We start from the raw sequence: 24,364 nt of genomic DNA on the forward strand, positions 1-24,364 counted from the left end.
TCGCCTTATTGCAGCGAGGGCTAATCAATAACCTTCTCGGTATCGAACCTGATGCCTGAAGGAACCTGCATGTTTACCCTCGCCCAACTGCGAAACTGCATCGAAGAAGGTCTGTCGCCGCTGACCTGCGAGTTCACCCTGTGCCGGGATGCGTCCCTGACCCTCAAGGTCTACGACGCCGAAACCGGCCGGGTCGACCTGGTCGTCACCGGGATCAGCACCAACCGCCTGCAGACCCCGCAAGAAGTGGAAAAGATGGTGGATGAGCTGCGCTACGAATTGCAAAGCAACACCATGGGCCAGCTCACGCTGGATGACTTGCCTTCAACGACGCCCCAATGAAGTAGAACACCCCGCCCGCGACGATAAACGCCCCCAGCATCCAGAACATGTAAGGCGCCGGCAGGCTGGCCAGCACCAGCCCGCACAGCACCGGGCCCAGCGCCGCGCCCAGGTTGGACAGGTTCTGCGCCCCGTAATACATGCCGCGCAAGTGGTCCGGGGCGATCCGGTCGATAAACATGTATTCGGCCGGGAACACAATGATCTCCCCCACGGTGAACACCGCCATTGCCAGCACCCACCACAGCACGCTGGTGGACAGCGCGAAACCGATGAGCCCCAACATGAACATGCCCAGGCCGGCGATCAACCATTGGCCCAGGTAGCGGTGCGAAATGCGCCGGCCGATCACGTACTGCAAGGCGATCACCAACACCGCGTTGGTGACCAGCACGGCGCTGACCACGGTGTAGGTGTAGTCGGCCGTGGTGGTGGTCACCAGGTATTGCGACAGCCACGCGGTGAACTGACCGAATACCACGGCACTCAGTACACCGCCGAGGGTGAAGCAGACAAGGCGACGATCCTTCAACAGCACCCGGCCAACGGCGAGGAACGGCACTGGCTTTTGCGTGGTGTCGACGGTCGCCAGCGTACGATCACCCCAACGCCAATACAGCAGGAAAAACCCCAGCCCCAACAGCGCCGACAGCACAAATGGCAAGCTGATTTCCACCTTGGCCACCACCGCGCCAAACGCCGGGCCGACGGCATAACCGATATTGGTCAGGGTGTACTTGATGGAAAACACTTCGCTGCGCGCGTCCTCGGGCAACAGGCTGGCAAAGCCGGCTTTGGCCGCGATATCGATCACGGCATGAGCCAGGTTGATCAGGATCAGGCAGGTGTAGAAGGTCCAGATATTCCCCGCGAGCACCATGCCAACAAAGCCCAGCAGGAACAGCAAGGTAAGGGCCAGCAACAGCCGGTAGCTGTGGATACGATCAACCAGAAACCCGCCATACACGCTGAGCAGCGAGCCAACGATCAACGAACTGCCGATCACCAGGCCGACCTGGGTAATGTCGAGGGCGAAATGGCGGGTGAGGTAAATCACCAGGTACGGAAAGGTGATGGCCTTGGCCAGCGTGAGCAGCAACGTCGAGGACAGCAACAGGTTAACGGTGCGGGGGTAGTTTCTTATTGTGGCAAGCATCCTGCTCTCTTTCCTTGAAGGTAACGCGGCCTTTATAGCCGGCTACCTTAACTCAGGAGCAGGGCCTAAATGCAAGGTCATTTCTTGACGGGGGTGATCTCGAGAATGGTGCCGTTAGTGGTCTTGAGCAGCACGAAACGGTCGCCCACCCGTGCCCATTGGCTGTCTTCTTCAGGCTGTTTGAGACCGCGCTTTTTCCAGTCGCTGACGGCCGACTCCTTGCGCATCAGGATATCCGGGGCGCGGTCACCTTCCTTCAGGTCACGGGTGTTGATGCTGGAAGGCTTTACCGTCTCCTGGGGCGTATCACCGGCGTGCACGATAAAGCTGGCGGTGGACAGGCTCGCGGCGACCAGCAGGGAGGCGAACAGGGATCTTGATGTCATGGGTGTTCCTCAATGAATGATGCGTACCCAGGTTCGGACCGCTGCGGCACGCAAACATTCAGCCGCAATCACAAACACCGCACACGCCACCCTTCAACGTATTAACGGGATAGCGCACACGCAGCCCGCACCCGCAGCACCATGGCCATTCACCTTATTTTGCAGGTAAATGACATGCGATACGGCAACGCTCTATCGACCCCGATGATCACCACGTTGAACGCGCGCGACAACCGCCGCGAAAGCCGCCTGGTCCAGAGGATCCAGACCCTGAACAGCGAAATCAGGCAGCTGTTGCAGGGGCAACCCACGTTTTTCAGCTGTGTGCAGGATGCGTTCAACCAGGCGTTCAACACGCTGACCACGCCCCTCGACCTGACCAGGACCTACCTCAAGATCAACCCGGCAGACGCGTCCCCTACCGAGCCGGCTCAAGCGTTGAATCCGTTGCTGCCGACACTCATGGAGGCCGCAGTGGAACGATTGGTCACGCAGCACTCCGCCCACTACGCCAAGCACGCTACCCGCTTTCACCTGACCTGCGACGGTCGGGACTACGGCTCGGCACTGGCACTCACCCCGCAGGCCTTCGACGGTTTTCTCGATACGCTGGCAAGCACCCTGGTGGCGCGCTTCAACACCCAGGTCGAACAGTTCTGGGGGACGCCCATCGACACCAACGATACCCGCACCAGCAAACAGTGGCTGGCCGAGAAGCGCCTGGATCTGATGAGAGCCGAAGCCGAACTGCTGAAGATCGACGGCCTGCTCGATGTGGCGAGCGAGCTGCTGCTCCTGCGTGTCATGCGCTACCCGGATGCGGCCTCCCGACGCGCCTTGAACGGCTACCGACCCTGCGCCTTGGGCGTGGCGGTCAAGGACAAACTGTCGCGGGATATCCCGCTGTACGGGGCATTCGTGCTCACTGCCCGAGACCCGGACGACGCCCAGGTGCGCTTCGAAGGCGAGGAAAAACCGCTGCAGATGCGTGACATCGCCCCCCAAGCCAACGTCGGCAATGTGCTGTTGTACCTCCCGACCAGCGGTTTCGAAGCCTTCGACTCGTTGGCCGGCCTTGACCGTGAATTGCATCGCCGACTCAACAGCGCCATCGAATTCGGCGACATCCTGGCCCTGATGAGTCACAACGATCGTGCCAGCGGCCTGGCGTTTCACCAGCAACAACCCCAAGGCGACCAGTTTCGCTACCTCGAACGGCTGGAGTCGGTGTTCAGCGATAGCCTGCACGCCTTGCATGAGCGGGCACAGGCAGACTTCAGCTGGATGATTGCGCACTACCAGCGTCAGCCACACGGCCTGGACCCACGGCAATTGCCGGCAAGCCTCGACCGGGTCACCGATCTGAGCCGTGCCTATGATGCCAGTGGCGTCCTGGTCGCCCGCCACCAGAAGAAACTGCGGCGCCAGCTCCAGCAGTTTCTCAAGCAAGCGAGCCCCGGCGATCAACAACGCTGGACAAGCGCAGTACAGGAATACGCCGATGAGCTGCAGCGGCTGTCCGTGCCCGAGGGGCTGCCCTCCCTGTCCCAATTCAGCGACCCCGCCGCCGTACTGTCCTACAGCAATGAGCAGTTGCGCAGGCAGCTGGAGGCCGACTACGGCGTGGTGACCGACCCGGACACCCTCCTCATCCACACCAAAACCTACGCCACCCGCCCCACCGGCAGCTATGTGGTCGGCGGCAAGCCGCAACCGCCGGCGACGGGCACGCCGGTCTACACCACACGTACGCTGACCCTGACCGCACTGGCGCTGGAAAACATCGAATGGCTGGACCTGAACTTCACGAACTTCGCCTGGCTGACCGATAAAGACCAGGCACCCTATACCGCGCTGACGGTGGCGCAAGTCAAGGAGCTGGTACGCAAGGTCAATATCGGTGACAGCTACGAGCAATTCCTCAAGTCGCGCCTGGTCAGCTCCAGCGAGGCGCACGCCGACCAGGATCGCTACGCCCAACTCATGGCCTTGCAACTGCGGGTGGACGCCATCGAGGCCAAAATCGCCGGCGACTTCCTGCCGGACCGGCTCGACCGCGGGTACAACTGGGTGATGAGTGCCCTCGCCGGCCCCACGGATGACGATAAACGCCCCACCGTCGAAGAGCACCGCATCATCGTCAGCAGCCTGAAACTGCGCGGTGAACGGGTGCGCGGGGTGCTGGTGTTTTCAACCGCGTCCCACAGCGTCGCCTCCCTGGTGGTGTATACCCCCGGCACCGCCAACGGCCGGCTGTTCCACGAATACGCCGATGCCTCGGCCATGCACCGCGACTTCATCAACCACAGCGCCTGGCGCGACTACCTGACTGCCCGCGTGCAACTCAGTGCCCGCCCGCGCATCCACAACCTGCTCAAGGGTAGGGCCAATGAAACGGTCATCGCCTTGAGCCGTATCGCCGATCACTTCCTGGAAGAGGCTTACCAGGCCGAAGCGTCTGCCGTGATCAACGATGCCAATGCGCAATCGACCAGCACCCAGGAAGCCAACCTCGAAAGCGCCGCCACCCTCGTCACCGCGGCACTCGACTTCGCCACGTTGTTCCTGCCGGTCAAGGTCATGCTGCCGATTGGCCTGTCCAGAAGCATCCTGTCCATCATCAATGCCGTGGAAGCCGCCCAACTCGGCGACCGCACCGCCGCCGCCCAATACATTGTGCGGGCCCTGGGTGAAATGGTGGGCGCGGTGATCGACGGCGCCATCGGCGGCGCGCGTTCGGCGAGTAGAGGTATCGCAACCGGCCCCAAACTTAACCCGAAGCTGGCGTTGCGCAGCAAGCCCACGGGCGTCAAGCCGCTGGCAGGATGGGAAGACCAGCAGATCTACGTACAGGATACGGCGACGCCCGGGGCCTTCGAGGCGCCTCGGCATTTCCTGCAGGAGAGTGGCCGCTGGTATTCGATCCGCAGGGATCACGATCGTCAGGTCTGGCGACTCAAGGACCCACGGCGCGCACCCAGTGCGTACCCGGGCGAGCCGCTCTACCGCACGGTTCAAGGAGCCTGGGAGATCCGCTCGCCACTCATCGGGCTGTTCGGTGGCTCACCCCCTACCGTGCCGGAAAGGGCGTTGATGGATCTTTTACCGCACCTGGACCTGCAACAGGCTCGAAGGGTGTTTGAATCCTTCAATTTCCCCGCGTTCAATAACCTTGAACACCAGATGTCCCTGGTGTTCCGCCTGAGCCAGGCGCCAAGCCAACTCGATCTAAGCTTTGCGTACCTGCAAACCACAGAGAACCGCTTCTGGTCCAGGTTGCATGGTACCGACCTGCCGGGCACCCAAACCGTCACCGCCATCGGCCCCGCCCCCGGGCCAAGCAGGCCAGCCCTGCCGCCTCAGCGCCCTGTGCGCAGCGACGCCGAGCGTTTTGTGGATTGGGGGCAGGCCTTTGCGCCACAGACGATGACCCCTGTGCCGGGGCGCCCGGGCGTGTGGCGCCGAAGCCAGGCAACGCCGAGCCAGGCGCTACAGGACTACATCAAGATCAACGGGCGTTACTACGCGATCCTGCCAGGCGATAGCGTATTCGCCACACAAGGCGCGAGAACCGCCATCGTGTCGGCGGACCAGACTCACTCGACATTCGCGCAATTCGAGCACGTGGTCGCGAACGCGCCGTTTGAACAACCCAGGCTCGTGGAATACAACGCTCACTTGGACACCTGGCTCATCCACCCGCAGCCGCCGCTTCCCTCATCGATTGCCACGCACATGAACCGCATGTTTCCCCACTTCGACCCACGCGCCCGCGCCCAGGTTGGCGCAAGCCTGTTCAACACAGCGAACCCATCCGGGCTGACCGCAAAAGGCTATGCGCATGTGCTCAACACCCTGCAGGACTGGACCGAATGGACCAGGGGCGCTGTCGGCACACTGACCCAGCGGCACACTCTGATCGCGAACGATCCGTTGGCACTGCTGCCCACCTTGCCGAGAGGGCCAGGGCCATTCGAGTGGTCATTGGGGGTTTCAAATGAGTTCAACCTCATACGGTTCGATACGGCTGGGGTACGTCCCGTCCTGGTTTCAAACCTGTTGGAGCGGCCTACCCAAATCAACATCAAAACGCTGATGCGCGAACTGCTGACAGACAGCCACTACGAAGTCTTCGACTCGCGGTACAGCACCGAGTTGATCTTTCGGCGCCCAGACCGACCGACCTGGTATTGGCTGACATTGCGCAAGACCCACTCCCCGAAGCTGTCCGCCAAACAGTACAACCCTCAAGCACCCACACCGGCCAACCTGGAAGGACAACGGTATGCCCTGCGCGATGCACTGATTCAAGCGCGCGACGAGGGGAACCTGCTGCTGTTGGTCGGCGGCGTAGAACTGACAGGCACCTGGGGCGTGAAACCCTTTATCTTCCGACCCTGAGGCCAATGCCATGGCGAAGGTGCCGATTGCCTGCATGAAATAATTCCTGTAGTTTTTCATGAAATTATTCGACATAAATTTCATGACACCCCAAGAAGAACTCGCCACCCTCGCCGCGCTGATCCATGACCTGCGCAAGCACAAGAAGCTCACCCTCGCCCAGCTCGCGCAGAAAATCGAGCGCTCGGTGGGCTTCCTGTCCCAGGTCGAACGCGGCCTGTCGCGCCCGACCGTGGCCGACTTGACCGCCATCAGCCACGCCCTCGACGTGCCCACCACGTACTTCTACAGCCAGCCCAAACCCAAGGCCGTGGACTGGATCACCCGCCCCAACGAGCGGCGCACGGTGTATTACGCCAACGGCATCACCGACATCCTCGTGTCACCCAGCATGAACGGCGCCTTCTCGATGCTCGACAGCCTGCTGGCCCCCGGTGCCAACAGCGGTGAACAGACCATGAGCGACCGCGCCGAACAAGCCGGTTTTGTGCTGGAGGGCGAGTTGACGTTATGGGTGGAGGGTGAAGACGGCTCAGTCACCCTCGGCCCCGGCGACAGCTTCCACCTGGCCAGTTTCGCCCACTGCCGCTACGCCAACCTGACCGACCTGCCCGCCCGCGTGTTGTGGGTTTACAACTAGGAGCAACACCCGTGAAAAGCCATGCCTCCACGTTACTGGCCGAAGTACGGACCTTTCGCCAGAACCACCCGGACGTGCGTTATGTCGACCTGATCGCCCTGGACATTCCCGGGCACTTCTACGGCAAGCGCTACCCCATCGAGATGCTGGAAAAAGTCGCCGCCGGCAGCCCGTTGAAGCTGCCGCAGAACGCGGTGTTGCTGGGGGTTCAGGGCGGGTTGTTCAAAATTGGCGACTACTGCTTCAACGACGGCGACCCGGATGCCAACCGCCGCCTGGTGCCGGGCACGCTCAAGCCGGTGAGCTGGGAATCGCAGCCGCTGGGCCAGATGCTGATCACCTCGGACGGCACCGAAGCGCCCATCGAATTCGAACCCCGCGAAGTGCTGGCCAAGGTGCTGGAGCGCTTGCAGCACAAGGGCATTCACCCGGTGGTGGCGTTCGAGCTGGAGTTCTACCTGTTCGACAAGAAACTCGACAACGGCCTGCCGCAATTCGCCCGCGACCCGCTGAGCGATGACCCCGACGACCAGCCCAACCTGCATATCGAACGGCTGTCGCGCTTCAGCGAAGTGCTCGATGACATGGCACAAACCGCCAAGGACCAGGGCATCGACATCACCGTAATGACTGCCGAGATCGGCCCCGGCCAGTTCGAGATCAACTTCGGCCACCTCGACGACGGGATGCGCGCCGCCGACTGGGCCGCCCTGTTCTGCCGCAGCACCCGTGGCGTCGCGTTGAAACACGGTTACCGCGCCAGCTTCATGGCCAAGCCCTACCTGCAATACCCCGGCAGCGGCATGCATGTGCATGTCAGCCTGTACGACGGCGTGGGTAACAATTTGCTGGCGGCACACCAGCAGCAATCCCTGCGTCATGCCGTGGCCGGCTGCCTGGAATTGCTACCGCATTGCATGCCGATCTTCTCGCCCAACCACAACGCCTTCCGGCGCCTGGGCGGCACAGTCAACGCCGCCACCCGCGCCAGCTGGGGCTTTGAAGACCGCGACGCGTGCGTGCGCATCCCCGAATCCGACCCGCGCAACCTGCGCATCGAGCATCGCCTGGCCAGCGCCGACGCCAACCCGTACCTGGTGCTGGCCGCGATCCTGGTCGGCCTGGAACATGGGCTCGAAGCCAAGCGCGACCCCATTGCGCCGCTGAATGAGGACCGCAGCAGCGGCAGCGACTTCCCCCTGGAAATGCTCGACGCCGTGCGTTCCATGCAGCATCAAGCAGTATTGCGCGATAAGCTGGGCGCCGAATTTGTCGACGTGTACTGCGAAAACAAACGCCAGGACCACCTGGCCTTCCAGCAAGAGATCCATGCGCGGGAATATCGCTGGTTTCTCTGACATCACCTACGGAATCACCGATGACCGACCAAAGCGCCCCGGCCCTCAAGGAAATCTTCAACGTCGAACGCCTGCACCACATCGCCAGCGAGATGACGGCGGTGTACCCGGCGTTCGACGCCAAGGGCTTTCTCAAGCACGCCAAGGCCGGGCTGGCCGAGCTGTCGGTGATGCAGCGCATGGCACGGGTCAGCGAGAGCCTGCATGCGGTGATCCCACTGGACTACCCGCAAACCCTCAAGGTGCTTTATGCGTTGGCCCCGCGCTTGAACAGCGCGTTTGTCAGCCTGTTCCTGCCGCACTTCGTGGCGAGTTACGGACGGGATGATTTCAAGCATTCAATGGCCGCGCTCAAGTACTTCACGACGTTTGGCTCCGCCGAATTCGCTATCCGCCACTTTTTGCTGCACGACTTCCCGCGCACGTTGGCGGTGCTGCACGAATGGTCGCTGGATGCCAACGAACACGTGCGTCGCCTCGCCAGCGAAGGTTCGCGGCCGCGCTTGCCCTGGTCATTCCGCCTGGCCGAGGTGCAGGCCAACCCTGCGCTGTGTGCGTCGATCCTCGACAACCTCAAGGCCGACAGCAGCCTGTACGTGCGCAAATCAGTGGCCAACCACCTCAACGACATCACCAAGGACCATCCGGAGTGGGTGCTCAGCCTGATCGAAGGCTGGGACCTCGATAACCCTCATACCGCCTGGATTGCCCGCCATGCCCTGCGCAGCCTGATCAAGCAAGGCAACACGCGCGCGCTGACGATCATGGGCGCCGGGGCCAGGGCCGAAGTAAAGCTCCACCATCTGAAAGTGACGCCGGCGGTGATCAACCTGGGTGAGCGGATCAACCTGTCCTTCACCCTGGAATCCACCGCCGCAGCCCCACAGAAGCTGGTGGTGGACTATGCCATCGACTATGTGAAAAGCGCCGGCCACAGTGCAAACAAGGTATTCAAACTCAAGGCGTTCAGCCTGGGTGCCGGGGAACAGCAGCACATTCGGCGCGAACAGCACATTCGCGACATGACAACCCGCAAGCATTACCCTGGGCGGCATGTGGTGCATGTGTGGGTGAATGGGGAAAGGCTGGGCAGTGCCGAGTTTGAGTTGCGTGCCTGACGGGGTTCAATGACTCCACGGTATCGATCCGGTTTCTTCAGTTGGCTTCGCCCAGCAACAAGCCTTGCTCCCGTGCGCACAACTCCACCACGTAATCCCATAACACCCGCAGCCGCACTGACTTGTGCAATTCCCGGCGCGAGCTGATCCAGTAGCTGCGCTGGATCCCCTCCCCCGGCAGCAACGGCACCAGTTCCGGGTCGCCGGCGGCCATGAAGCACGGCAACACCGCAATGCCCAACCCGGAGCGCGCCGCCTGATGCTGGGCGATCACGCTGGTGCTGTGGAATACCACCTTGGGGTTGCGGCAGAAGCTGCTGAGGAATTTGAGTTCCTGGCTGAACAGCAGGTCGTCGACGTAATCGATCCACGCGTGTGCCGCGAGGTCTTCGCGTTTTTCAATCGGCGGGTTGCGCGCCAGGTAGGTGCGGCTGGCATAGAGGGCCAGGCGGTAGTCGGTGAGTTTGCGCGTGACCAGTTGATCGACGCTCGGCCGTTCGAGGTGGATGCTGATTTCCGCTTCGCGATTGAGGATGCTGACAAAGCGCGGCACCGCCACCAGTTCCACTTCCAGACCGGGGTAGCGCTCGAACAGCCCGCCCATGCGGCTGGCGAGGAACATTACGCCCAGGCCTTCGGCCACACCGAGGCGGATCTTGCCCAGGGGCGCGGCCGAGTGGGTCAGTTCGTCTTCAGCCAGCAGCGCAACGTTTTCCATGGCCTCGGCGTGCTTGAGCAAGGCTTCGCCGGCGGGGGTCAGTTCGTAGCCCTGGGCATGCTGCACGAACAGCGCGGTGCCGAGGCTTTTCTCGATGGCTTCGATATGCCGGGCGACGGTGGCGTGGGTGGTTTTCAAGCGTTGCGCGGCGGTCAGCAGGCGGCCGCTGCGCTGCAATTCAAGAAAGTACCGCAGGTCGTTCCAGTCGAACATGACGCCTCCATTGCCTATCCCTGGGCTGCGCTGTTTAAAAACGCACAGCAGCTGGGCAAAAACTAACATTTTTAAGACGAAAACTAACAACTAGGATGGGGCCAATAAGAAAAACAAGCGAGACCTTCAGATGCCCATTGCAACTGCTGAATACGATTACATCGTCGTAGGCGCCGGCCCCGCGGGCTGCCTGCTGGCCAATCGACTGTCCGCCAACCCCGCACATCGCGTGCTGCTGCTCGAAGCCGGTGGCCGCGACAACTACCCCTGGATCCACATCCCCGTCGGCTACCTGTTCTGCATCGGCAACCCACGCACCGACTGGTGCTTCAAGACCGAAGCCCAGGAAGGCCTGCAAGGCCGTGCACTGAGTTATCCACGGGGCAAGGTGCTGGGCGGCTGCTCGTCCATCAACGGCATGATCTACATGCGTGGCCAGGCCCAGGATTACGACGGCTGGGCCGCTGCGGGGAATGAAGGTTGGGCGTGGAAGGACGTGTTGCCGCTGTTCAAGCAGAGCGAAAACCACTTTGCCGGCGGCTCGGAGTTTCACAGCGACGGCGGTGAATGGCGGGTCGAGCAGCAGCGCCTGCACTGGCCGATCCTCGATGCGTTCCGCGATGCGGCGGCGCAGAGCGGCATCGCCAACATCAAAGATTTCAACCAGGGCGATAACGAAGGCTGCGGCTACTTTCAGGTCAACCAGAAAGCCGGGGTGCGCTGGAACGCGGCCAAGGCGTTTCTCAAGCCGGTGCGCCAGCGCCCCAACCTCACCGTGCTGACCGAAGTGGAGGTGGACCGCGTACTGCTGGAAAACGGCCGTGCCTCCCAAGTGGTCGGGCGTCAGCAGGGCCAGCAAGTGAGCTGGAAAGCGCGCCAGGAGATTGTACTGTGCGCCGGCGCAGTGGGTTCGCCGGGCATCCTGCAACGCTCGGGAATTGGCCCTTCGAATGTGCTCAAACCGTTGGGCATAAATGTATTGCACGAGCTGCCCGGCGTCGGCGGCAACCTCCAGGACCATCTGCAACTGCGGCTGATCTATAAACTGGAAAACGCCCGCACCCTCAACCAGATCGCCGGCACCCTGTGGGGCAAGATGGGCATGGGCCTGCGCTACCTGTATGACCGCAGCGGCCCGTTGTCGATGGCGCCCAGCCAACTCGGTGCGTTTGCACGCTCGGGTCCGGAACAGACCTCGGCCAACCTGGAATACCACGTGCAGCCGTTGTCGCTTGAGCGATTTGGCGAACCTCTGCACCCATTCCCGGCGTTTACCGCATCGGTCTGCGACTTGCGCCCGCAGAGTCGCGGGCGCATCGACATCCGCTCGGCCAACCCGGCGGACGCTCCGCTGATCCGGCCCAACTACCTCAGCCATCCGGAAGACCTGCGCGTGGCCGCCGATGCCATCCGCTTGACCCGTCGCATCGTCGCCGCACCGGCCCTGAGCCAGTTCAAGCCGGTGGAATACCTGCCGGGTGATGCGCTGCAAACCGAAGCGCAATTGCACGAAGCCGCCGCACGCATCGGAACGACGATCTTCCACCCGGTCGGCACCTGCCGCATGGGCAGCGATAAAGACGCTGTGGTCGACGCCCAACTGCGGGTGCACGGCGTGCCCGGTTTACGCATCGCCGATGCGTCGATCATGCCGCGCATTACGTCCGGCAATACCTGTTCACCTACGCTGATGATCGCGGAGAAGGCCGCGCAGCTGATCCTTTCGCCGAATACAAGGAGTCTCGCCCCGGAGAAAGAACTGGTTCATGCAATCTGAATAGCGGCGCCGAACCTGGCGCCGACAGTGGAACAACAATAAATAATCACTGTGAGGGCTACCCGATGTCAGAACATGCTCAACCCCTGGGCTCGTCGATCGACGCGAGCACCAGCAACGACTCAAAGAAGGTCATCTTCGCCTCGTCCCTGGGGACGGTGTTCGAGTGGTATGACTTTTTCCTCTACGGCGCCCTGGCGGCGGTGATCAGCAAGCAGTTCTTCGCCGGGGTCAACGACACCACGGCGTTCATCTTCGCCTTGATGGCCTTTGCCGCCGGCTTTGTGGTGCGCCCCTTCGGTGCGCTGGTATTTGGCCGGTTGGGCGACATGATCGGGCGCAAGTACACCTTTTTGGTGACCATCATTCTGATGGGCGTGGCGACCTTCTGTGTCGGCTTGCTGCCGACCTACGCCAGCATCGGCATTGCGGCACCGATCATCCTGATCGTGCTGCGCATGCTGCAAGGCCTGGCGCTGGGCGGCGAATACGGCGGCGCGGCGACCTACGTGGCCGAGCACGCACCGGCCGGCAAACGCGGCTTCCACACCAGTTGGATTCAATCCACCGCGACCATCGGCCTGCTGCTGTCGCTGCTGGTGGTGCTGGCCTGCCGCTACTTCACCGGTGACCAGTTCGAAGTGTGGGGCTGGCGCATTCCGTTCCTGTTTTCCATCGTGCTGCTGGGCATTTCCACCTGGATCCGCATGAGCCTGCACGAGTCACCCGCGTTCCTGAAGATGAAAGAGGAAGGCAAGGCCAGCAAATCGCCAATCCGTGAATCTTTCGGCAAATGGGAAAACCTCAAGGTGGTGCTGATCGCCTTGTTCAGCATCAACGGCGGGCAAGCAGTGACCTTCTACGCAGCGCAGTTCTATGTGCTGTTCTTCCTCACGCAATTCCTGAAAATGGACCCGGCCCTGGCCAACATGCTGTTGATCATCAGCGTGGTGATCGGCGCACCATTCTTCATCTTCTTCGGCTGGCTGTCGGACAAGGTCGGGCGCAAGCCGGTGCTGATGCTCGGCCTGCTGCTGGCCACCGTGCTGTACTTCCCGATCTTCAAGAGCCTGGCGCACTACACCAACCCGGCGATGGACAAGGCGAGCAACCAGGCGCCGATCACCGTGATGGCCGACCCGGCCACCTGCACCTTCCAGTTCGACCCGGTGGGCAAGGCGAAATTTGACAGCCCGTGCGACAAGGTCAAGACCTTCCTGGTCAAGCAAGGCCTGCCCTACAGCAGCGCCGCCGCACCCGCCGGCAGCCCGGTGCAGGTGAGCGTGGGCGAAGTGCGTATCGACGGTTTTGACGAAAAAGCCCTGCGTGGCGCGGTGACCCTGGCTGGCTACCCGTCTTCGGCGGATGTGGCCCAGGTCAACAAGACCATGGTAGTGGTGCTGATCGTGGCGCTGATCCTGATCGCCGCGATGTGCTACGGCCCGCTGGCGGCGTTGATGGTGGAACTGTTTCCGACGCGCATCCGCTACACCTCGATGTCCCTGCCCTACCACATCGGCAATGGCTGGTTTGGCGGGTTCCTGCCGACCGTCTCGTTTGCCTTGGTGGTGTACACCGGCGATATCTTCTACGGCCTGTGGTACCCGGTGGTGGTGACCGGGGTTAGTTTGATCGTGGGGATGGTGTGCCTTAAAGAGACCCGTCACGTGGATATCGATAACAACTAATCCGATCTCCTGAGCACAGAAGATCCGCTGTGGGAGGGGGCAAGCCCCCTCCCACATGTGCCTTCAGGCGCCTACATAAATTGCTGTACATCCATACAGATAATGGTTGATCAATGCGCGCTGACTGAGCATCCTGCACAGCATCAACCCGATCTGATGTGACGACCATGCGGCTGTACCTCTGTGAAAAACCCTCCCAGGCCAAGGACATCGCGGCCGTGCTCGGCGCCAGCCGCCGTGGCGACGGGTGCTGGCTGGGCAATGGGGTCACGGTCACCTGGTGCATCGGCCACCTGCTGGAAACCGCCCCGCCGGATGCCTACGACGAAAAGTACAAGCGCTGGGTACTGGCCGACCTGCCCATCGTCCCTGAAAAATGGAAGATGCGCGTCAAACCCAAGACCGCCAGCCAGTTCAAGGCGGTCAAGCGCCTGCTGGGGGAAGCCCAGGCGCTGGTGATCGCCACCGACGCCGACCGCGAAGGCGAAATGATCGCGCGCGAACTGGTGGAGCATTGCCGCTACCGTGGGCCGATCCAGCGGCTGTGGCTGTCGGCGCTGGATGATGCCTCGATCCGCAAGGCCCTCGGGGCGCTCAAACCGGGCGCGGAGACCTTCAGCCTGTATCACTCGGCCCTGGGTCGCTCCCGTGCTGACTGGCTGATCGGCATGAACATGAGCCGCCTGTTTACCTTGCTCGGGCGCCAGTCCGGCTACCAGGGCGTGCTGCCCGTAGGCCGGGTGCAAACGCCGACACTGCGCCTGGTGGTGGACCGCGACCGCAGCATCGCCGACTTTGTGCCGGTGGCTTACTGGGCCATCGACGTCGACCTGCACCACGAACGCATGACTTTCACCGCCCAATGGCGCGCGGCCGAGGACGCCTGTGACGACCAGGGTCGCTGCCTCAACCCGCAGTTGGCGCGGGACGCGGCCGACGCCATGACCAACGCCGCCAGCGCCCGGCTGGTGAAGCTGCGCACCGAACGCATGCGCGAAGTGGCGCCCCTGCCCTTCGACCTGGGCACCCTGCAGGAAATCTGTTCCAGGAAGCTCGGCCTCGGCGCCCAGGAAACCCTGGATATCGCCCAGTCGCTGTATGAAACCCACAAAGCCATCACCTACCCGCGCAGTGATTGCGGCTACTTGCCGATGAGCCAGCACAGCGACGCATTGAAGATCCTGGCTGCGTTGGCGAGCGCGGATACTGCAGTGAACGAACTGATGCCGCATATTGATCCCCAGCGACGCTCGCGGGCGTGGAACGACGCCAAGGTCAGCGCCCACCACGGCATCATCCCCACCGGCGCCGGCAAGGACGTGGGACAACTCACCGGCAAGCACCGGGCGGTGTATACCCTGATTCGTGCACGCTACCTGGCGCAGTTCCTGCCCAATCATGAGTACGATCGCACCCAGGCGGATTTCGATTGCGCAGGTTTTGCGTTGCGTGCAGTGGGCAAAGTGGTCATTGAACCAGGCTGGAAACGCGCCCTGCCCGAAGCCCTGGCGCCGGCCAAGGGACGTGAAGCACCGGCTCCGCAAGCCCTGCCGCCATTGATGCAAGGCCAGGACTATGCCGTGGACAAGGTCAACCTCAAGGACCTATGGACCCAACCGCCCAAACCCTTTACCGAAGGTGACCTGATCAAGGCGATGAAGAACGTCGCCAAGCTGGTCGAAGACCCGCTGCTCAAGCAAAAACTCAAGGACACCACCGGCATCGGCACCGAAGCCACCCGCGCCGGCATCATCCAGGGGCTGCTGGACCGTGGTTACCTGGTGAAGAACGGCAAGGCGCTATCAGCCACTCCGGCGGCATTCAGCCTGATCGACGCCGTGCCCCGGGCCATCGCCGACCCAGGCACCACCGCCATCTGGGAGCAGGCCCTGGACATGGTGCAAAGCGGCGAAATGAGCCTGGAAGACTTCGTCGCCAAACAGGCGGCCTGGATGAGCAAGCAGGTCGCCCGCTGCAATGGCATGCGCATGACCATCACCGGTCCCGCCAGCCCGGCAGGCCGAGGTGCCACGCCATGGAAAAAGAAACGCAAGAGCGCACCGCGCAAGACGGCAGCCAGCCCCAAGCGGGCCAAAAAACCGACAAATGCGGGGTAAACACTGAAAAAAACCGGTGAATGACGTTTTTTGACGGGTTTAGCGCCGCTTTGGACCTTGCAGCGCGGTGGCCGGTCTAGGATTCTGTAGTGGGACCCTGACTAACCAACAACAATACCGGAGTGGCCACCATGAAAACCGTTGCAGAAGTGCTCAAAGCCAAGGACCAGAAAAACCAGGAAGTCCATGTCATCAAACACGATCACACCGTGTTTGAAGCACTGGTCCGGATGTCGGAGAAAAACGTCGGGGCCTTGCCGGTGGTTCAGGATGGCGTGGTGGTCGGGATCATCAGCGAACGTGATTACGCCCGCAAAATCATGCTCAAGGGCCTGTCGTCGGTCACCACCAAGGTTCATGAGGTAATGAGTTCCCCGGTGATCACCGTCGAAACCCACAAAAAGGTCGATGAGTGCATGAACATCATGACCGACAGCCACCTGCGTCACTTGCCCGTGGTCGAAGACGGCAAGCTGTTGGGGCTGCTGTCCATCGGCGACCTGGTCAAGGAAGCCATTGCCGACCAGGCTGACCTGATCAGACAGCTGGAGCAGTACATCCGCGGCGAATAGGGGAACCCATGCTCGACACCCTGGAACACCAAGAGGATCACCTCGACACCTTGCATCGGGCCATGGCCGAACGGCACTTTCTGGTGTTGACCGGTGCGGGGATCAGCACGTCGTCGGGCATTCCCGACTACCGCGACAGTGACGGCGTGCGCCGGGGCAAGGCGCCGATGATGTACCAGGAGTTCCTCGCCACCGCGCAGGCACGCCGCCGTTATTGGGCGCGGGCGATGCTCGGGTGGCCGAGGGTCCGCATTGCGCAGCCGAACAAGGCGCACCTGGCATTGGCGACATTGCAGCAACGCGGGCGTATCAGCGGGCTGATCACGCAAAACGTCGACACCCTGCATGATCAGGCCGGCACCCATGATGTAATCGAACTGCACGGCAGCCTGCACCGGGTGCTGTGCCTGGATTGCCAGTTGCGCAGTGCACGCGATGCAATTCAGCGGCAGATGGAAATCGACAACCCCTACCTGGCGCAGGTCCATGCGGTGCAGGCGCCCGATGGAGACACCTTGCTCGACCCTGCTTTTGAAGAACACTTTCAGGTCCCCCACTGCCCCCATTGCAATGGCGAGCGCCTGAAGCCGGATGTGGTGTTTTTCGGTGAGAACGTAGCACCGGCGACAGCAGCCAGGGCAATGGCCGCCGTCGGCCATGCCGAGGGCTTGCTGGTAGTCGGTTCGTCGCTGATGGCCTATTCGGCATTCCGCCTGTGCAAAGCCATGGTCGAACAGGGCAAACCCGTCATCGCCATCAACCTGGGCAAGACCCGCGCAGATGATCTGTTGCAGGTGAAGATCGAAGCCGAGTGCGAGCGACTTTTGCCGCGTTTGGTCGAACGGTTACGGTAACTCAATCAAGCGCAGATCCTTTGTGGCGAGCGGGCTTGTCCCGCGTTGGGCTGCAGAGCAGCCCCAATCCAGGCGCTGAAAAGTTCCTGATGCTGCGCAGTGTTCTTATTGGGGCCGCTTCGCAGCCCAACGCGGGACAAGCCCGCTCGCCACAACAGGCGTTAGACAGCCTGACCTGTACTTCCAGAAAATGACGCCCAAGTCACGTTTTCCCGCATCCTCCCGTCCCCACGGCAATTTATGTAGTGAGCAAAAATAATCACTACATAACCGTTGACGTAACCATTTTGTCCTTGCATTATCGAGACGTCTCCCGGATCGGGAGCGTTGGCAACAAGCGTTTTGAACAAGCTCGTCTGACCGCCGAGCTGTTTTTTCCGGATGTGCACTGCCCACAAGGCGGATTGATGAAGCTGACCGGCCCGAAGGGTTCGGTACAAGGCGCTCAAATGCGGCTTGTCTTCGTTATGAAAGCATTGCGTAGCAGTTCATCAGCAAGACTACATGCATCAGGTTCAAGACCCTGCCCGTATTCGGCAGACAGTCGCTGACGCCCGGTTTTCGCAACCGGAGACAACTTACGAAGTATTAACGAACCAACTGATAGATCGCCAACTGGTCAAGGGGCTTACACATGAATCTGAACAACCAACCAACTATCGATGAATTGGCTGAGATGTTCGCAGCGCAGAAAGACACACTCGACGACCATATCCTGTGGATTGGCAAATCGGGCGAAGTGCAAATTGACTGCCTGGCGCCCCACACCGAAGAAGCCGAGTTTGACCGCAATAACCGTGAACTGGCGGCGCGCCTGAAGATGTACCGCCGTGGCCAGGGTTATGTCGGCAAGAAGGCGGCCGCCGATCGCAACTTTATCGAACAGGTCTTCCACACACTTAATACCGAATGGCAGAACCTCAAGGGCCAATCGCAAGTTAAAGTGATTGATAGATACTGCTGATAACACCGCATTAACTACTTAAGCCCGCTTGTTCATTCGAGCGGGCTTTTTAATTTCGGCTCTATCACACTGCGGGAAATCGTCCCTTCTTCGCTTCGTCGCAAAAGATATCAAACAACACCTGCGCTGCCGCCGAGAGTTCATGACCGGGTTTGGTCAGCACCCCAATCGGTCGTTCGATCACCGGATCACGCAAGGTGATGCAATGAGCCCCCGCCTCCTCCATCTGCCGCGCACACAATGCAGGGACGGCACTGACACCCAACCCCATCGCCACCATCTTGCCTACGGTCGCCAGTTGATGGCTTTCCAGCGCTACCGGCAGCTTCATCTGTAGAGCACCAAGGTGCTCTTCCAACATCACCCGCACCGTGGACGGCCGCTGCAAAGTGATGAACGGCTGCTCCAGCAAGGTTTTCCAGTCGATTTCATCAAGCTCAATCAACGGCGAATCCCCGGGCACCACGGCAATGAAGCGATCCAGATACAACGGTGTGAACGCCAGCGACGAACCGTCTGAAGGCTCGAACGCCACGCCCAGCTCCACCTGGCGGTCGCGGACCATTTCCAGCACCTGTTCGTTGATCAGGTCGTGCACGGTGACATTCACCTGAGGGTAACGCGCGCGGAATATCTTCAGGATCGGCGGCAGCAGGTTGCCCGCGAACGACGGCATCGCCGCCACCGTGACCCGCCCGCGTTGCAGGGTAAAGCGCTGGCGCAGTTCGTCCTCGGCATTGTCCCAATCGGCAATGAGCCGGCGTGCCAGGGGTAGCAGCGATTCACCTTCGGGCGTCAACGCGACATTGCGTGTGTTACGGCTGAACAGCCGCCCACCCAGGCCTTCTTCCAGGCCCTTGATGGTCAGGCTCAGCGCCGACTGTGAAAGGTGCAGGCGCTCGCAGGCGGCGGCGAAACTCAGGCTCTGGGCCACGGCGAGAAACGCGCGCATCTGTTTAACTGTCATGACGCTACTCCAAACGGCCAGGCAACTATGCTGTTTTTTAAATCAATCAACCTTAAAAAACAACTTAACAAATCAATCCGACGGAGCAACACTCGATTCATTGGCTGGCCCACAAACAATAAAAGAGGTGCATATGGCAGGTTTCGATAAACGCGTGGCGTCCTACGAGGAAGCACTGGCGGGCCTGGAGGACGGCATGACCGTACTCTCCGGCGGTTTTGGCCTGTGCGGCATTCCGGAAAACCTCATTGCCGAGATCAAGCGCAAAGGCACCCGCGACCTTACCGTGGTTTCCAACAACTGCGGCGTCGACGGCTTTGGCCTGGGCGTGCTGCTGGAGCAAAAACAGATCAGCAAGGTGATCGCCTCCTACGTCGGTGAAAACGCCCTGTTCGAGAAGCAACTGCTCAGCGGCGAAATCGAAGTGGTGCTGACCCCCCAAGGCACCCTGGCCGAGAAAATGCGCGCAGGCGGCGCCGGCATCCCGGCCTTCTTCACCGCCACCGGCGTTGGCACCCCGGTTGCCGAAGGCAAGGAAACCCGCGAGTTCAACGGTCGCCCGTACCTGATGGAAGAATCCATCACCGGCGACTTCGCCATCGTCAAAGGCTGGAAAGCCGACCACTTCGGCAACGTCATCTATCGCCACACCGCCCAGAACTTCAACCCGTTGGCCGCCACCGCCGGCAAGATCACCGTGGTCGAAGTCGAAGAAATCGTCGAACCGGGCGAGCTGGACCCGGCGCAGATCCACACCCCTGGCATCTACGTCGACCGGATCATCTGCGGCACGTTCGAGAAGCGCATCGAACAGCGCACCGTGCGCAAGTAATCCGCCTCCAGCCCGAACAATAAGGACACATAAAATGGCTCTTACCCGCGAACAAATGGCTCAACGCGTCGCCCGCGAAATGCAGGACGGCTTCTACGTCAACCTCGGCATCGGCATTCCGACCCTGGTGGCCAACTACATCCCCGAAGGCATGGAAGTGATGCTGCAATCGGAAAACGGCCTGCTGGGCATGGGTCCTTTTCCTACCGAAGAAACCATTGATGCCGACATGATCAACGCCGGCAAACAGACCGTCACCGCCCGTATCGGCGCGTCGATCTTCTCGTCCGCCGAGTCGTTCGCGATGATTCGTGGCGGCCACGTCGACCTTACCGTGCTCGGTGCGTTTGAAGTCGACGTACAAGGCAACATCGCTTCGTGGATGATCCCCGGCAAGCTGGTCAAAGGCATGGGCGGCGCCATGGACCTGGTGGCCGGTGCGGAAAACATCATCGTGATCATGACCCATGCGTCCAAGGACGGTGAGTCCAAGCTGCTCAGCCAATGCAGCCTGCCGCTGACCGGCGCCCACTGCATCAAGCGCGTATTGACGGACCTGGCGTACCTGGAAATCGAAAATGGCGCTTTTGTCCTCAAGGAACGCGCACCTGGCGTCAGCGTTGAAGAGATAGTGAGCAAGACCGCCGGTAAACTGATCGTCCCGGACCACGTTCCAGAAATGCACTTCCAGTGAGGACAGATTCCATGCAAGACGTCGTGATTGTTGCTGCCACCCGCACCGCCGTGGGCAGCTTCCAGGGTTCGCTGGCGAACATTCCGGCATCGGAACTGGGCGCCGCCGTGATCCGTCGCCTGCTGGAGCAGACCGGCCTCGACCCGGCCGAAGTGGATGAAGTGATCCTCGGCCAGGTCCTCACCGCAGGCTCAGGCCAGAACCCGGCGCGCCAGGCGTCGATCCTGGCCGGCCTGCCCCACGCGGTGCCCAGCCTGACCTTGAACAAAGTCTGCGGCTCGGGCCTCAAGGCCCTGCACTTGGGCGCCCAGGCCATCCGTTGCGGCGACGCCGAGGTAATCATCGCCGGCGGCATGGAAAACATGAGCCTGGCTCCGTACGTGCTACCCGCCGCGCGCACCGGTTTGCGCATGGGCCACGCCAAGATGATCGACAGCATGATCACCGATGGGCTGTGGGACGCGTTCAACGATTACCACATGGGCATCACTGCCGAGAACCTGGTGGACAAGTACGGCATCAGCCGTGAAGCCCAGGATGCGTTCGCCGCTGCCTCCCAGCAGAAAGCCGCTGCCGCTATCGAGGCGGGGCGGTTTGTCGATGAGATCACACCGATCCTGATCCCCCAGCGCAAAGGCGACCCGGTGGCCTTCGCCGTGGATGAACAGCCACGCGCCGGCACCACTGCCGAATCCCTGGGCAAGCTGAAACCGGCGTTCAAGAAAGACGGCAGCGTCACCGCCGGCAACGCCTCCAGCCTCAACGACGGCGCCGCTGCGGTGTTGCTGATGAGCGCCGACAAGGCCAAGGCCCTCGGCCTGCCGGTACTGGCGCGCATTGCCAGCTACGCCAACGCCGGCGTCGACCCGGCGATCATGGGCATCGGCCCGGTGTCGGCCACCCGCCGTTGCCTGGACAAAGCCGGTTGGAGCCTGGGCGACCTGGACCTGATCGAAGCCAACGAAGCCTTCGCCGCGCAATCCCTGGCGGTGGGCAAAGAGCTGGAATGGGACGCCGACAAGGTCAACGTCAACGGGGGCGCCATCGCCATCGGCCACCCGATCGGCGCCTCGGGATGCCGCGTGCTGGTAACGCTGCTGCACGAAATGATCAAGCGCGATGCCAAGAAAGGCCTGGCGACCCTGTGCATCGGCGGCGGCCAAGGCGTAGCCCTCGCCCTCGAACGCGCCTGACGGTAGGCGCAGGCTCGCCGTGGTGAGCTAGCTTGCTGTGGCGAGCGGGCTTGCCCCGCGTCGGGCTGCGCAGCAGCCCTCTAGAAAAAAGAGCAACGCAGAAAAGGCCTGGTTCCACGAAAACCAGGCCTTTTCTTTATCTGCCTCACTGAGGCTGTGGCACCGCAAACACCGCACTCGCCCGCGCCACCACCTTCTCCCCCACCTGCACCGCGCCCGAGTAATCCAAGGTCATGCTTGCTGTAATCAACGGCAACGGCCATCACCATCAGCCGCACAAATCCCCTCCGATGCTTTGCGTTAATCCATCAGACCCGCTTTAATCGCCGTCAAATTCCCCCGTACCTGCCAAGGAACCGCAATGCGCCATCTGGACGGCAAGCCAAAACCCTATCTCCTGTTCCTGCTGGCAGCGCTGGCCGTTGCCGGCTGTTCGCCCAAGGATCAGTCCCGCGCACGGGTAATCAACGGCGAACAAAGCCGCGCGGGCGCGCAACTGGCCTACGAGCATGAGCTGAGCCTGGCCCTGCCTGGTGCACTGCTCGCGCCGCGCATGCAGGCCACCCGCGAAGCCTGCGAAACCGCGCGCTTTGGCGCCTGCAATATCCTCGGCATCACCGAAGACGGCAGTGGCGGCCAGATCATCCTGCGCATCGCGCCAACCGGTGTCGAACCGATGGTCGCCATGGCGGCTGAAGGCGGCACACTCGGCCAGCGCATCACCACCGCCGAGGACCTGGCCGATGCCGTCGCCGACGTACGCCGCCGCCAGGACCGCCTGCAGGCTCAACAACAACGACTGGATGAGTTGGCCAAGCGCAAGGACATCACCGTCAGTGACCTGATCGCCTTGAGCAAGGAACAGGCCGGCATAGAAAACGAGCTACAGGAACTGGCCCAGGTTGCTGCCGGCCAGCAACGTCGCCTGGACACTAACCGGGTGACGCTGAATTTCCGCTCCTCTGACGGGGCAAATCAGCAATCGCGGTTCAGCCGGATGTTCAGCAACCTGGGCGACAACCTGGTCGACGGCACCGCCGACGCGTTGGAGCGATCAAGCTATGTGCTGCCGTTCGTGATCCTGGCGTTCCCGGTGCTGTGGTTGTGGGTGTGTCTGTGGCGGCGTTTTGTCAAACGCCGCACCTGATCAGCGCTTCAGGCAGCGCTGATAGCGCTCATCCACCCGCTGGGCAAACCACGCCGTGGTCAGGTTACGGGTGATCTTGGGACTCTTGAGCACGATGCCCGGCAGGATGGCCCGTGGCATCGGCTTGCCGGCGGCCTTGTCGGCCAGGGCAAACACGCGTTTGTACAGGGTGGTTTCCTCGAAATTCAGTTGCTCGCCCTGCTCCAGCTGGCTACGGATGCTGGGGTTGCGCATGTCCAGCTTCGCGCCCAATGAACGCACCGCCAACTCGGTGGTGCCGGGCAGCAGCGAGCCGTAGCGAATCAGATCTCCATCCAGGGCCAGTTCGGTGCCCGAGACGCGGCTGACGGCAGCCTGGAACGCGGCATTACGGCTGGCGTACCAACCGGCATTGAAATCGGCAAAGCGATACAGCGGCCGGTCGTAGCTCACCGGGTAACCCAGCAAGTGCGCAATGCCGAAGTACATGCCGCCACGACGGGTGAAGACTTCGCGACGAATTGTGCCATCCACCGTGTAGGGATAACCCCGCGCCTGTTTCTGTGCAAAGTCGATACTCACCTGCATCGGGCCTGCGGTATGCACCGGGTTGAAACCACCAAACAACGTGTTGCCCAGGGGCACCATGCTGATGAAGTCATCGAAGATGCCACTCAGGTCCTTCTCCGTGCGCGCAGCATTGAGGCGGTCGGCGTAGGTCTTGCTGCTGGGTGAGCGCAGTTGCAGGGCGCTGCGCACGACAAACGCCGGCACATGAACTTTGCCGGCACGCCGCAGGATTTCGTCCTGGGCGATCTTGCCCATGTTGGGCACCGGCGGGTCGACCTGATAGGTCGACTCCTGCTCGGTCACCGCCAGCACGGCGCAGATGTTTTCCGTGCTGGGGTAGATGTTCTGGGTGTTGAAGGCCGTGTAGATGTCCTGGGCCCAGCCCTCGCGATCAGCCACCTTGGCCGGCAGCAGGCGCACGACCTGCGCTTTCACCTCGGCCTCGCTGCGCTGCGGCTGTTGCGGGTTGCGCGTGGTGGAGCAACCGGCCAGTACCATCAAAGTGGCAAGGCACAGGATCAGGCGGCTTGAGTACATGGGGCTTCCTTGGGCGACGACGGGCCGGGCATGGTTGACGTGGGAGGGGGCTTGCCCCCGATGGCGGAGTATCAGTCACTGTATGTGTAGACTGATCCAACGCAATCGGGGGCAAGCCCCCTCCCACATTTTACCTGTTAT

General features: G+C 61.7%; 20 protein-coding genes and 1 pseudogene. 15 read left to right on the forward strand and 6 right to left on the reverse strand.

Features of this window, described 5'->3' with window-relative positions:
- Positions 1–69: 69 nt before the first annotated feature.
- Positions 70–342 (forward strand): DUF1652 domain-containing protein, encoded by a 273-nt coding sequence (locus NL123_RS20175; protein WP_071495081.1) that lies wholly within the window; start codon positions 70–72, stop codon positions 340–342.
- Here the strand turns inward: NL123_RS20175 and NL123_RS20180 are convergent.
- Positions 305–1,498 carry an MFS transporter gene (locus NL123_RS20180; RefSeq protein WP_494356196.1) on the reverse strand — a complete coding sequence of 398 codons (1,194 nt, stop codon included), beginning with the start codon at positions 1,496–1,498 and terminating at the stop codon, positions 305–307. The two genes, NL123_RS20175 and NL123_RS20180, sit on opposite strands and share 38 nt — an antisense overlap.
- Positions 1,499–1,575: 77 nt before the next feature.
- On the reverse strand, positions 1,576–1,884 hold the full coding sequence (locus NL123_RS20185) for an RcnB family protein (protein ID WP_071495083.1): 309 nt from the start codon (positions 1,882–1,884) through the stop codon (positions 1,576–1,578).
- A gap of 174 nt (positions 1,885–2,058) precedes the next feature.
- Here NL123_RS20185 and NL123_RS20190 point away from each other — a divergent pair, with 174 nt between their 5' ends.
- The 4 genes from NL123_RS20190 (at position 2,059) to NL123_RS20205 (ending at position 9,401) form a co-directional block, all read left to right on the forward strand.
- Complete coding sequence (locus NL123_RS20190) at positions 2,059–6,285, forward strand: dermonecrotic toxin domain-containing protein (RefSeq protein WP_494356197.1); 4,227 nt, start codon at positions 2,059–2,061, stop codon at positions 6,283–6,285.
- Between the two features lie 82 nt (positions 6,286–6,367).
- Entirely contained in the window at positions 6,368–6,925 is a 558-nt protein-coding gene (locus tag NL123_RS20195) for a helix-turn-helix domain-containing protein (RefSeq protein WP_058425569.1), read from the forward strand.
- An 11-nt stretch (positions 6,926–6,936) separates the two neighbouring features.
- The gene (locus NL123_RS20200; protein WP_494356198.1) at positions 6,937–8,283 is read left to right on the forward strand and encodes a glutamine synthetase family protein; all 1,347 of its coding nucleotides are present in this window, start codon (positions 6,937–6,939) and stop codon (positions 8,281–8,283) included.
- A 20-nt stretch (positions 8,284–8,303) separates the two neighbouring features.
- A complete protein-coding gene (locus NL123_RS20205) occupies positions 8,304–9,401 on the forward strand; it encodes a DNA alkylation repair protein (protein WP_494356199.1) in 1,098 nt (365 codons plus the stop codon).
- Positions 9,402–9,438: 37 nt separating this feature from the next.
- On the opposite strand, the gene NL123_RS20210 is transcribed toward NL123_RS20205, so the two are convergent.
- A complete protein-coding gene (locus NL123_RS20210) occupies positions 9,439–10,332 on the reverse strand; it encodes a LysR family transcriptional regulator (RefSeq protein WP_248487561.1) in 894 nt (297 codons plus the stop codon).
- Between the two features lie 130 nt (positions 10,333–10,462).
- Between NL123_RS20210 and NL123_RS20215 the strand changes: the two genes are divergently transcribed.
- The 6 genes from NL123_RS20215 to NL123_RS20240 all read left to right on the forward strand — a co-directional run bounded on the left by NL123_RS20215 (position 10,463) and on the right by NL123_RS20240 (position 18,304).
- A complete protein-coding gene (locus tag NL123_RS20215; protein WP_494356200.1) occupies positions 10,463–12,109 on the forward strand; it encodes a GMC family oxidoreductase in 1,647 nt (548 codons plus the stop codon).
- A 65-nt stretch (positions 12,110–12,174) separates the two neighbouring features.
- Entirely contained in the window at positions 12,175–13,797 is a 1,623-nt protein-coding gene (locus NL123_RS20220) for an MFS transporter (protein ID WP_494356201.1), read from the forward strand.
- Positions 13,798–13,964: 167 nt separating this feature from the next.
- A complete protein-coding gene (locus NL123_RS20225) occupies positions 13,965–15,914 on the forward strand; it encodes a DNA topoisomerase III (RefSeq protein ID WP_494356202.1) in 1,950 nt (649 codons plus the stop codon).
- Positions 15,915–16,045: 131 nt separating this feature from the next.
- Positions 16,046–16,486 carry a CBS domain-containing protein gene (locus tag NL123_RS20230; protein WP_494356203.1) on the forward strand — a complete coding sequence of 147 codons (441 nt, stop codon included), beginning with the start codon at positions 16,046–16,048 and terminating at the stop codon, positions 16,484–16,486.
- An 8-nt stretch (positions 16,487–16,494) separates the two neighbouring features.
- Positions 16,495–17,340: an NAD-dependent protein deacetylase gene (locus NL123_RS20235; protein ID WP_494356204.1), complete on the forward strand. Its 846-nt coding sequence runs from the start codon at positions 16,495–16,497 to the stop codon at positions 17,338–17,340.
- Positions 17,341–17,974: 634 nt separating this feature from the next.
- On the forward strand, positions 17,975–18,304 hold the full coding sequence (locus tag NL123_RS20240; RefSeq protein ID WP_025854475.1) for a hypothetical protein: 330 nt from the start codon (positions 17,975–17,977) through the stop codon (positions 18,302–18,304).
- 64 nt (positions 18,305–18,368) lie between these two features.
- Here NL123_RS20240 and NL123_RS20245 read toward each other — a convergent pair whose 3' ends face one another.
- Positions 18,369–19,271: a LysR family transcriptional regulator gene (locus NL123_RS20245; protein ID WP_248487551.1), complete on the reverse strand. Its 903-nt coding sequence runs from the start codon at positions 19,269–19,271 to the stop codon at positions 18,369–18,371.
- 133 nt (positions 19,272–19,404) lie between these two features.
- On the opposite strand from NL123_RS20245, the gene NL123_RS20250 reads away from it, so the two are divergent.
- Genes NL123_RS20250 through NL123_RS20260 form a run of 3 tightly spaced genes read left to right on the forward strand, consistent with a single transcriptional unit; the run spans position 19,405 to position 21,990 of the window.
- On the forward strand, positions 19,405–20,103 hold the full coding sequence (locus tag NL123_RS20250) for a CoA transferase subunit A (RefSeq protein ID WP_058425579.1): 699 nt from the start codon (positions 19,405–19,407) through the stop codon (positions 20,101–20,103).
- A gap of 34 nt (positions 20,104–20,137) precedes the next feature.
- Positions 20,138–20,797, forward strand: a complete 660-nt coding sequence (locus tag NL123_RS20255; protein WP_010211320.1) for a CoA transferase subunit B — start codon at positions 20,138–20,140, stop codon at positions 20,795–20,797.
- Positions 20,798–20,808: 11 nt separating this feature from the next.
- Positions 20,809–21,990: an acetyl-CoA C-acetyltransferase gene (locus tag NL123_RS20260; protein ID WP_494356205.1), complete on the forward strand. Its 1,182-nt coding sequence runs from the start codon at positions 20,809–20,811 to the stop codon at positions 21,988–21,990.
- A 145-nt stretch (positions 21,991–22,135) separates the two neighbouring features.
- Here the strand turns inward: NL123_RS20260 and NL123_RS20265 are convergent.
- Positions 22,136–22,249, reverse strand: a pseudogene (locus NL123_RS20265) (PaaI family thioesterase); the annotation flags it as partial.
- A gap of 102 nt (positions 22,250–22,351) precedes the next feature.
- Between NL123_RS20265 and NL123_RS20270 the strand changes: the two are divergent.
- Positions 22,352–23,137: a DUF4349 domain-containing protein gene (locus NL123_RS20270; protein ID WP_248487545.1), complete on the forward strand. Its 786-nt coding sequence runs from the start codon at positions 22,352–22,354 to the stop codon at positions 23,135–23,137.
- On the opposite strand, the gene NL123_RS20275 is transcribed toward NL123_RS20270, so the two are convergent.
- Positions 23,138–24,223, reverse strand: coding sequence for a DUF1615 domain-containing protein (locus tag NL123_RS20275; protein WP_494356206.1), 1,086 nt, complete (start codon positions 24,221–24,223; stop codon positions 23,138–23,140).
- Positions 24,224–24,364: the final 141 nt, after the last annotated feature.

The organism is Pseudomonas sp. FBCC-B1565, assembly GCF_059133265.1.

Excerpts from the sequence above, each read along its gene's own strand:
- NL123_RS20175 (WP_071495081.1), top strand. The coding sequence starts at position 70 with ATGTTTACCCTCGCCCAACTGCGAAACTGCATCGAAGAAGGTCTGTCG.
- NL123_RS20180 (WP_494356196.1), bottom strand. The coding sequence starts at position 1,498 with ATGCTTGCCACAATAAGAAACTACCCCCGCACCGTTAACCTGTTGCTG.
- NL123_RS20185 (WP_071495083.1), bottom strand. The coding sequence starts at position 1,884 with ATGACATCAAGATCCCTGTTCGCCTCCCTGCTGGTCGCCGCGAGCCTG.
- NL123_RS20190 (WP_494356197.1), top strand. The coding sequence starts at position 2,059 with ATGCGATACGGCAACGCTCTATCGACCCCGATGATCACCACGTTGAAC.
- NL123_RS20195 (WP_058425569.1), top strand. The coding sequence starts at position 6,368 with ATGACACCCCAAGAAGAACTCGCCACCCTCGCCGCGCTGATCCATGAC.
- NL123_RS20205 (WP_494356199.1), top strand. The coding sequence starts at position 8,304 with ATGACCGACCAAAGCGCCCCGGCCCTCAAGGAAATCTTCAACGTCGAA.
- NL123_RS20210 (WP_248487561.1), bottom strand. The coding sequence starts at position 10,332 with ATGTTCGACTGGAACGACCTGCGGTACTTTCTTGAATTGCAGCGCAGC.
- NL123_RS20215 (WP_494356200.1), top strand. The coding sequence starts at position 10,463 with ATGCCCATTGCAACTGCTGAATACGATTACATCGTCGTAGGCGCCGGC.
- NL123_RS20220 (WP_494356201.1), top strand. The coding sequence starts at position 12,175 with ATGTCAGAACATGCTCAACCCCTGGGCTCGTCGATCGACGCGAGCACC.
- NL123_RS20225 (WP_494356202.1), top strand. The coding sequence starts at position 13,965 with ATGCGGCTGTACCTCTGTGAAAAACCCTCCCAGGCCAAGGACATCGCG.
- NL123_RS20230 (WP_494356203.1), top strand. The coding sequence starts at position 16,046 with ATGAAAACCGTTGCAGAAGTGCTCAAAGCCAAGGACCAGAAAAACCAG.
- NL123_RS20235 (WP_494356204.1), top strand. The coding sequence starts at position 16,495 with ATGCTCGACACCCTGGAACACCAAGAGGATCACCTCGACACCTTGCAT.
- NL123_RS20240 (WP_025854475.1), top strand. The coding sequence starts at position 17,975 with ATGAATCTGAACAACCAACCAACTATCGATGAATTGGCTGAGATGTTC.
- NL123_RS20245 (WP_248487551.1), bottom strand. The coding sequence starts at position 19,271 with ATGACAGTTAAACAGATGCGCGCGTTTCTCGCCGTGGCCCAGAGCCTG.
- NL123_RS20250 (WP_058425579.1), top strand. The coding sequence starts at position 19,405 with ATGGCAGGTTTCGATAAACGCGTGGCGTCCTACGAGGAAGCACTGGCG.
- NL123_RS20255 (WP_010211320.1), top strand. The coding sequence starts at position 20,138 with ATGGCTCTTACCCGCGAACAAATGGCTCAACGCGTCGCCCGCGAAATG.
- NL123_RS20260 (WP_494356205.1), top strand. The coding sequence starts at position 20,809 with ATGCAAGACGTCGTGATTGTTGCTGCCACCCGCACCGCCGTGGGCAGC.
- NL123_RS20270 (WP_248487545.1), top strand. The coding sequence starts at position 22,352 with ATGCGCCATCTGGACGGCAAGCCAAAACCCTATCTCCTGTTCCTGCTG.
- NL123_RS20275 (WP_494356206.1), bottom strand. The coding sequence starts at position 24,223 with ATGTACTCAAGCCGCCTGATCCTGTGCCTTGCCACTTTGATGGTACTG.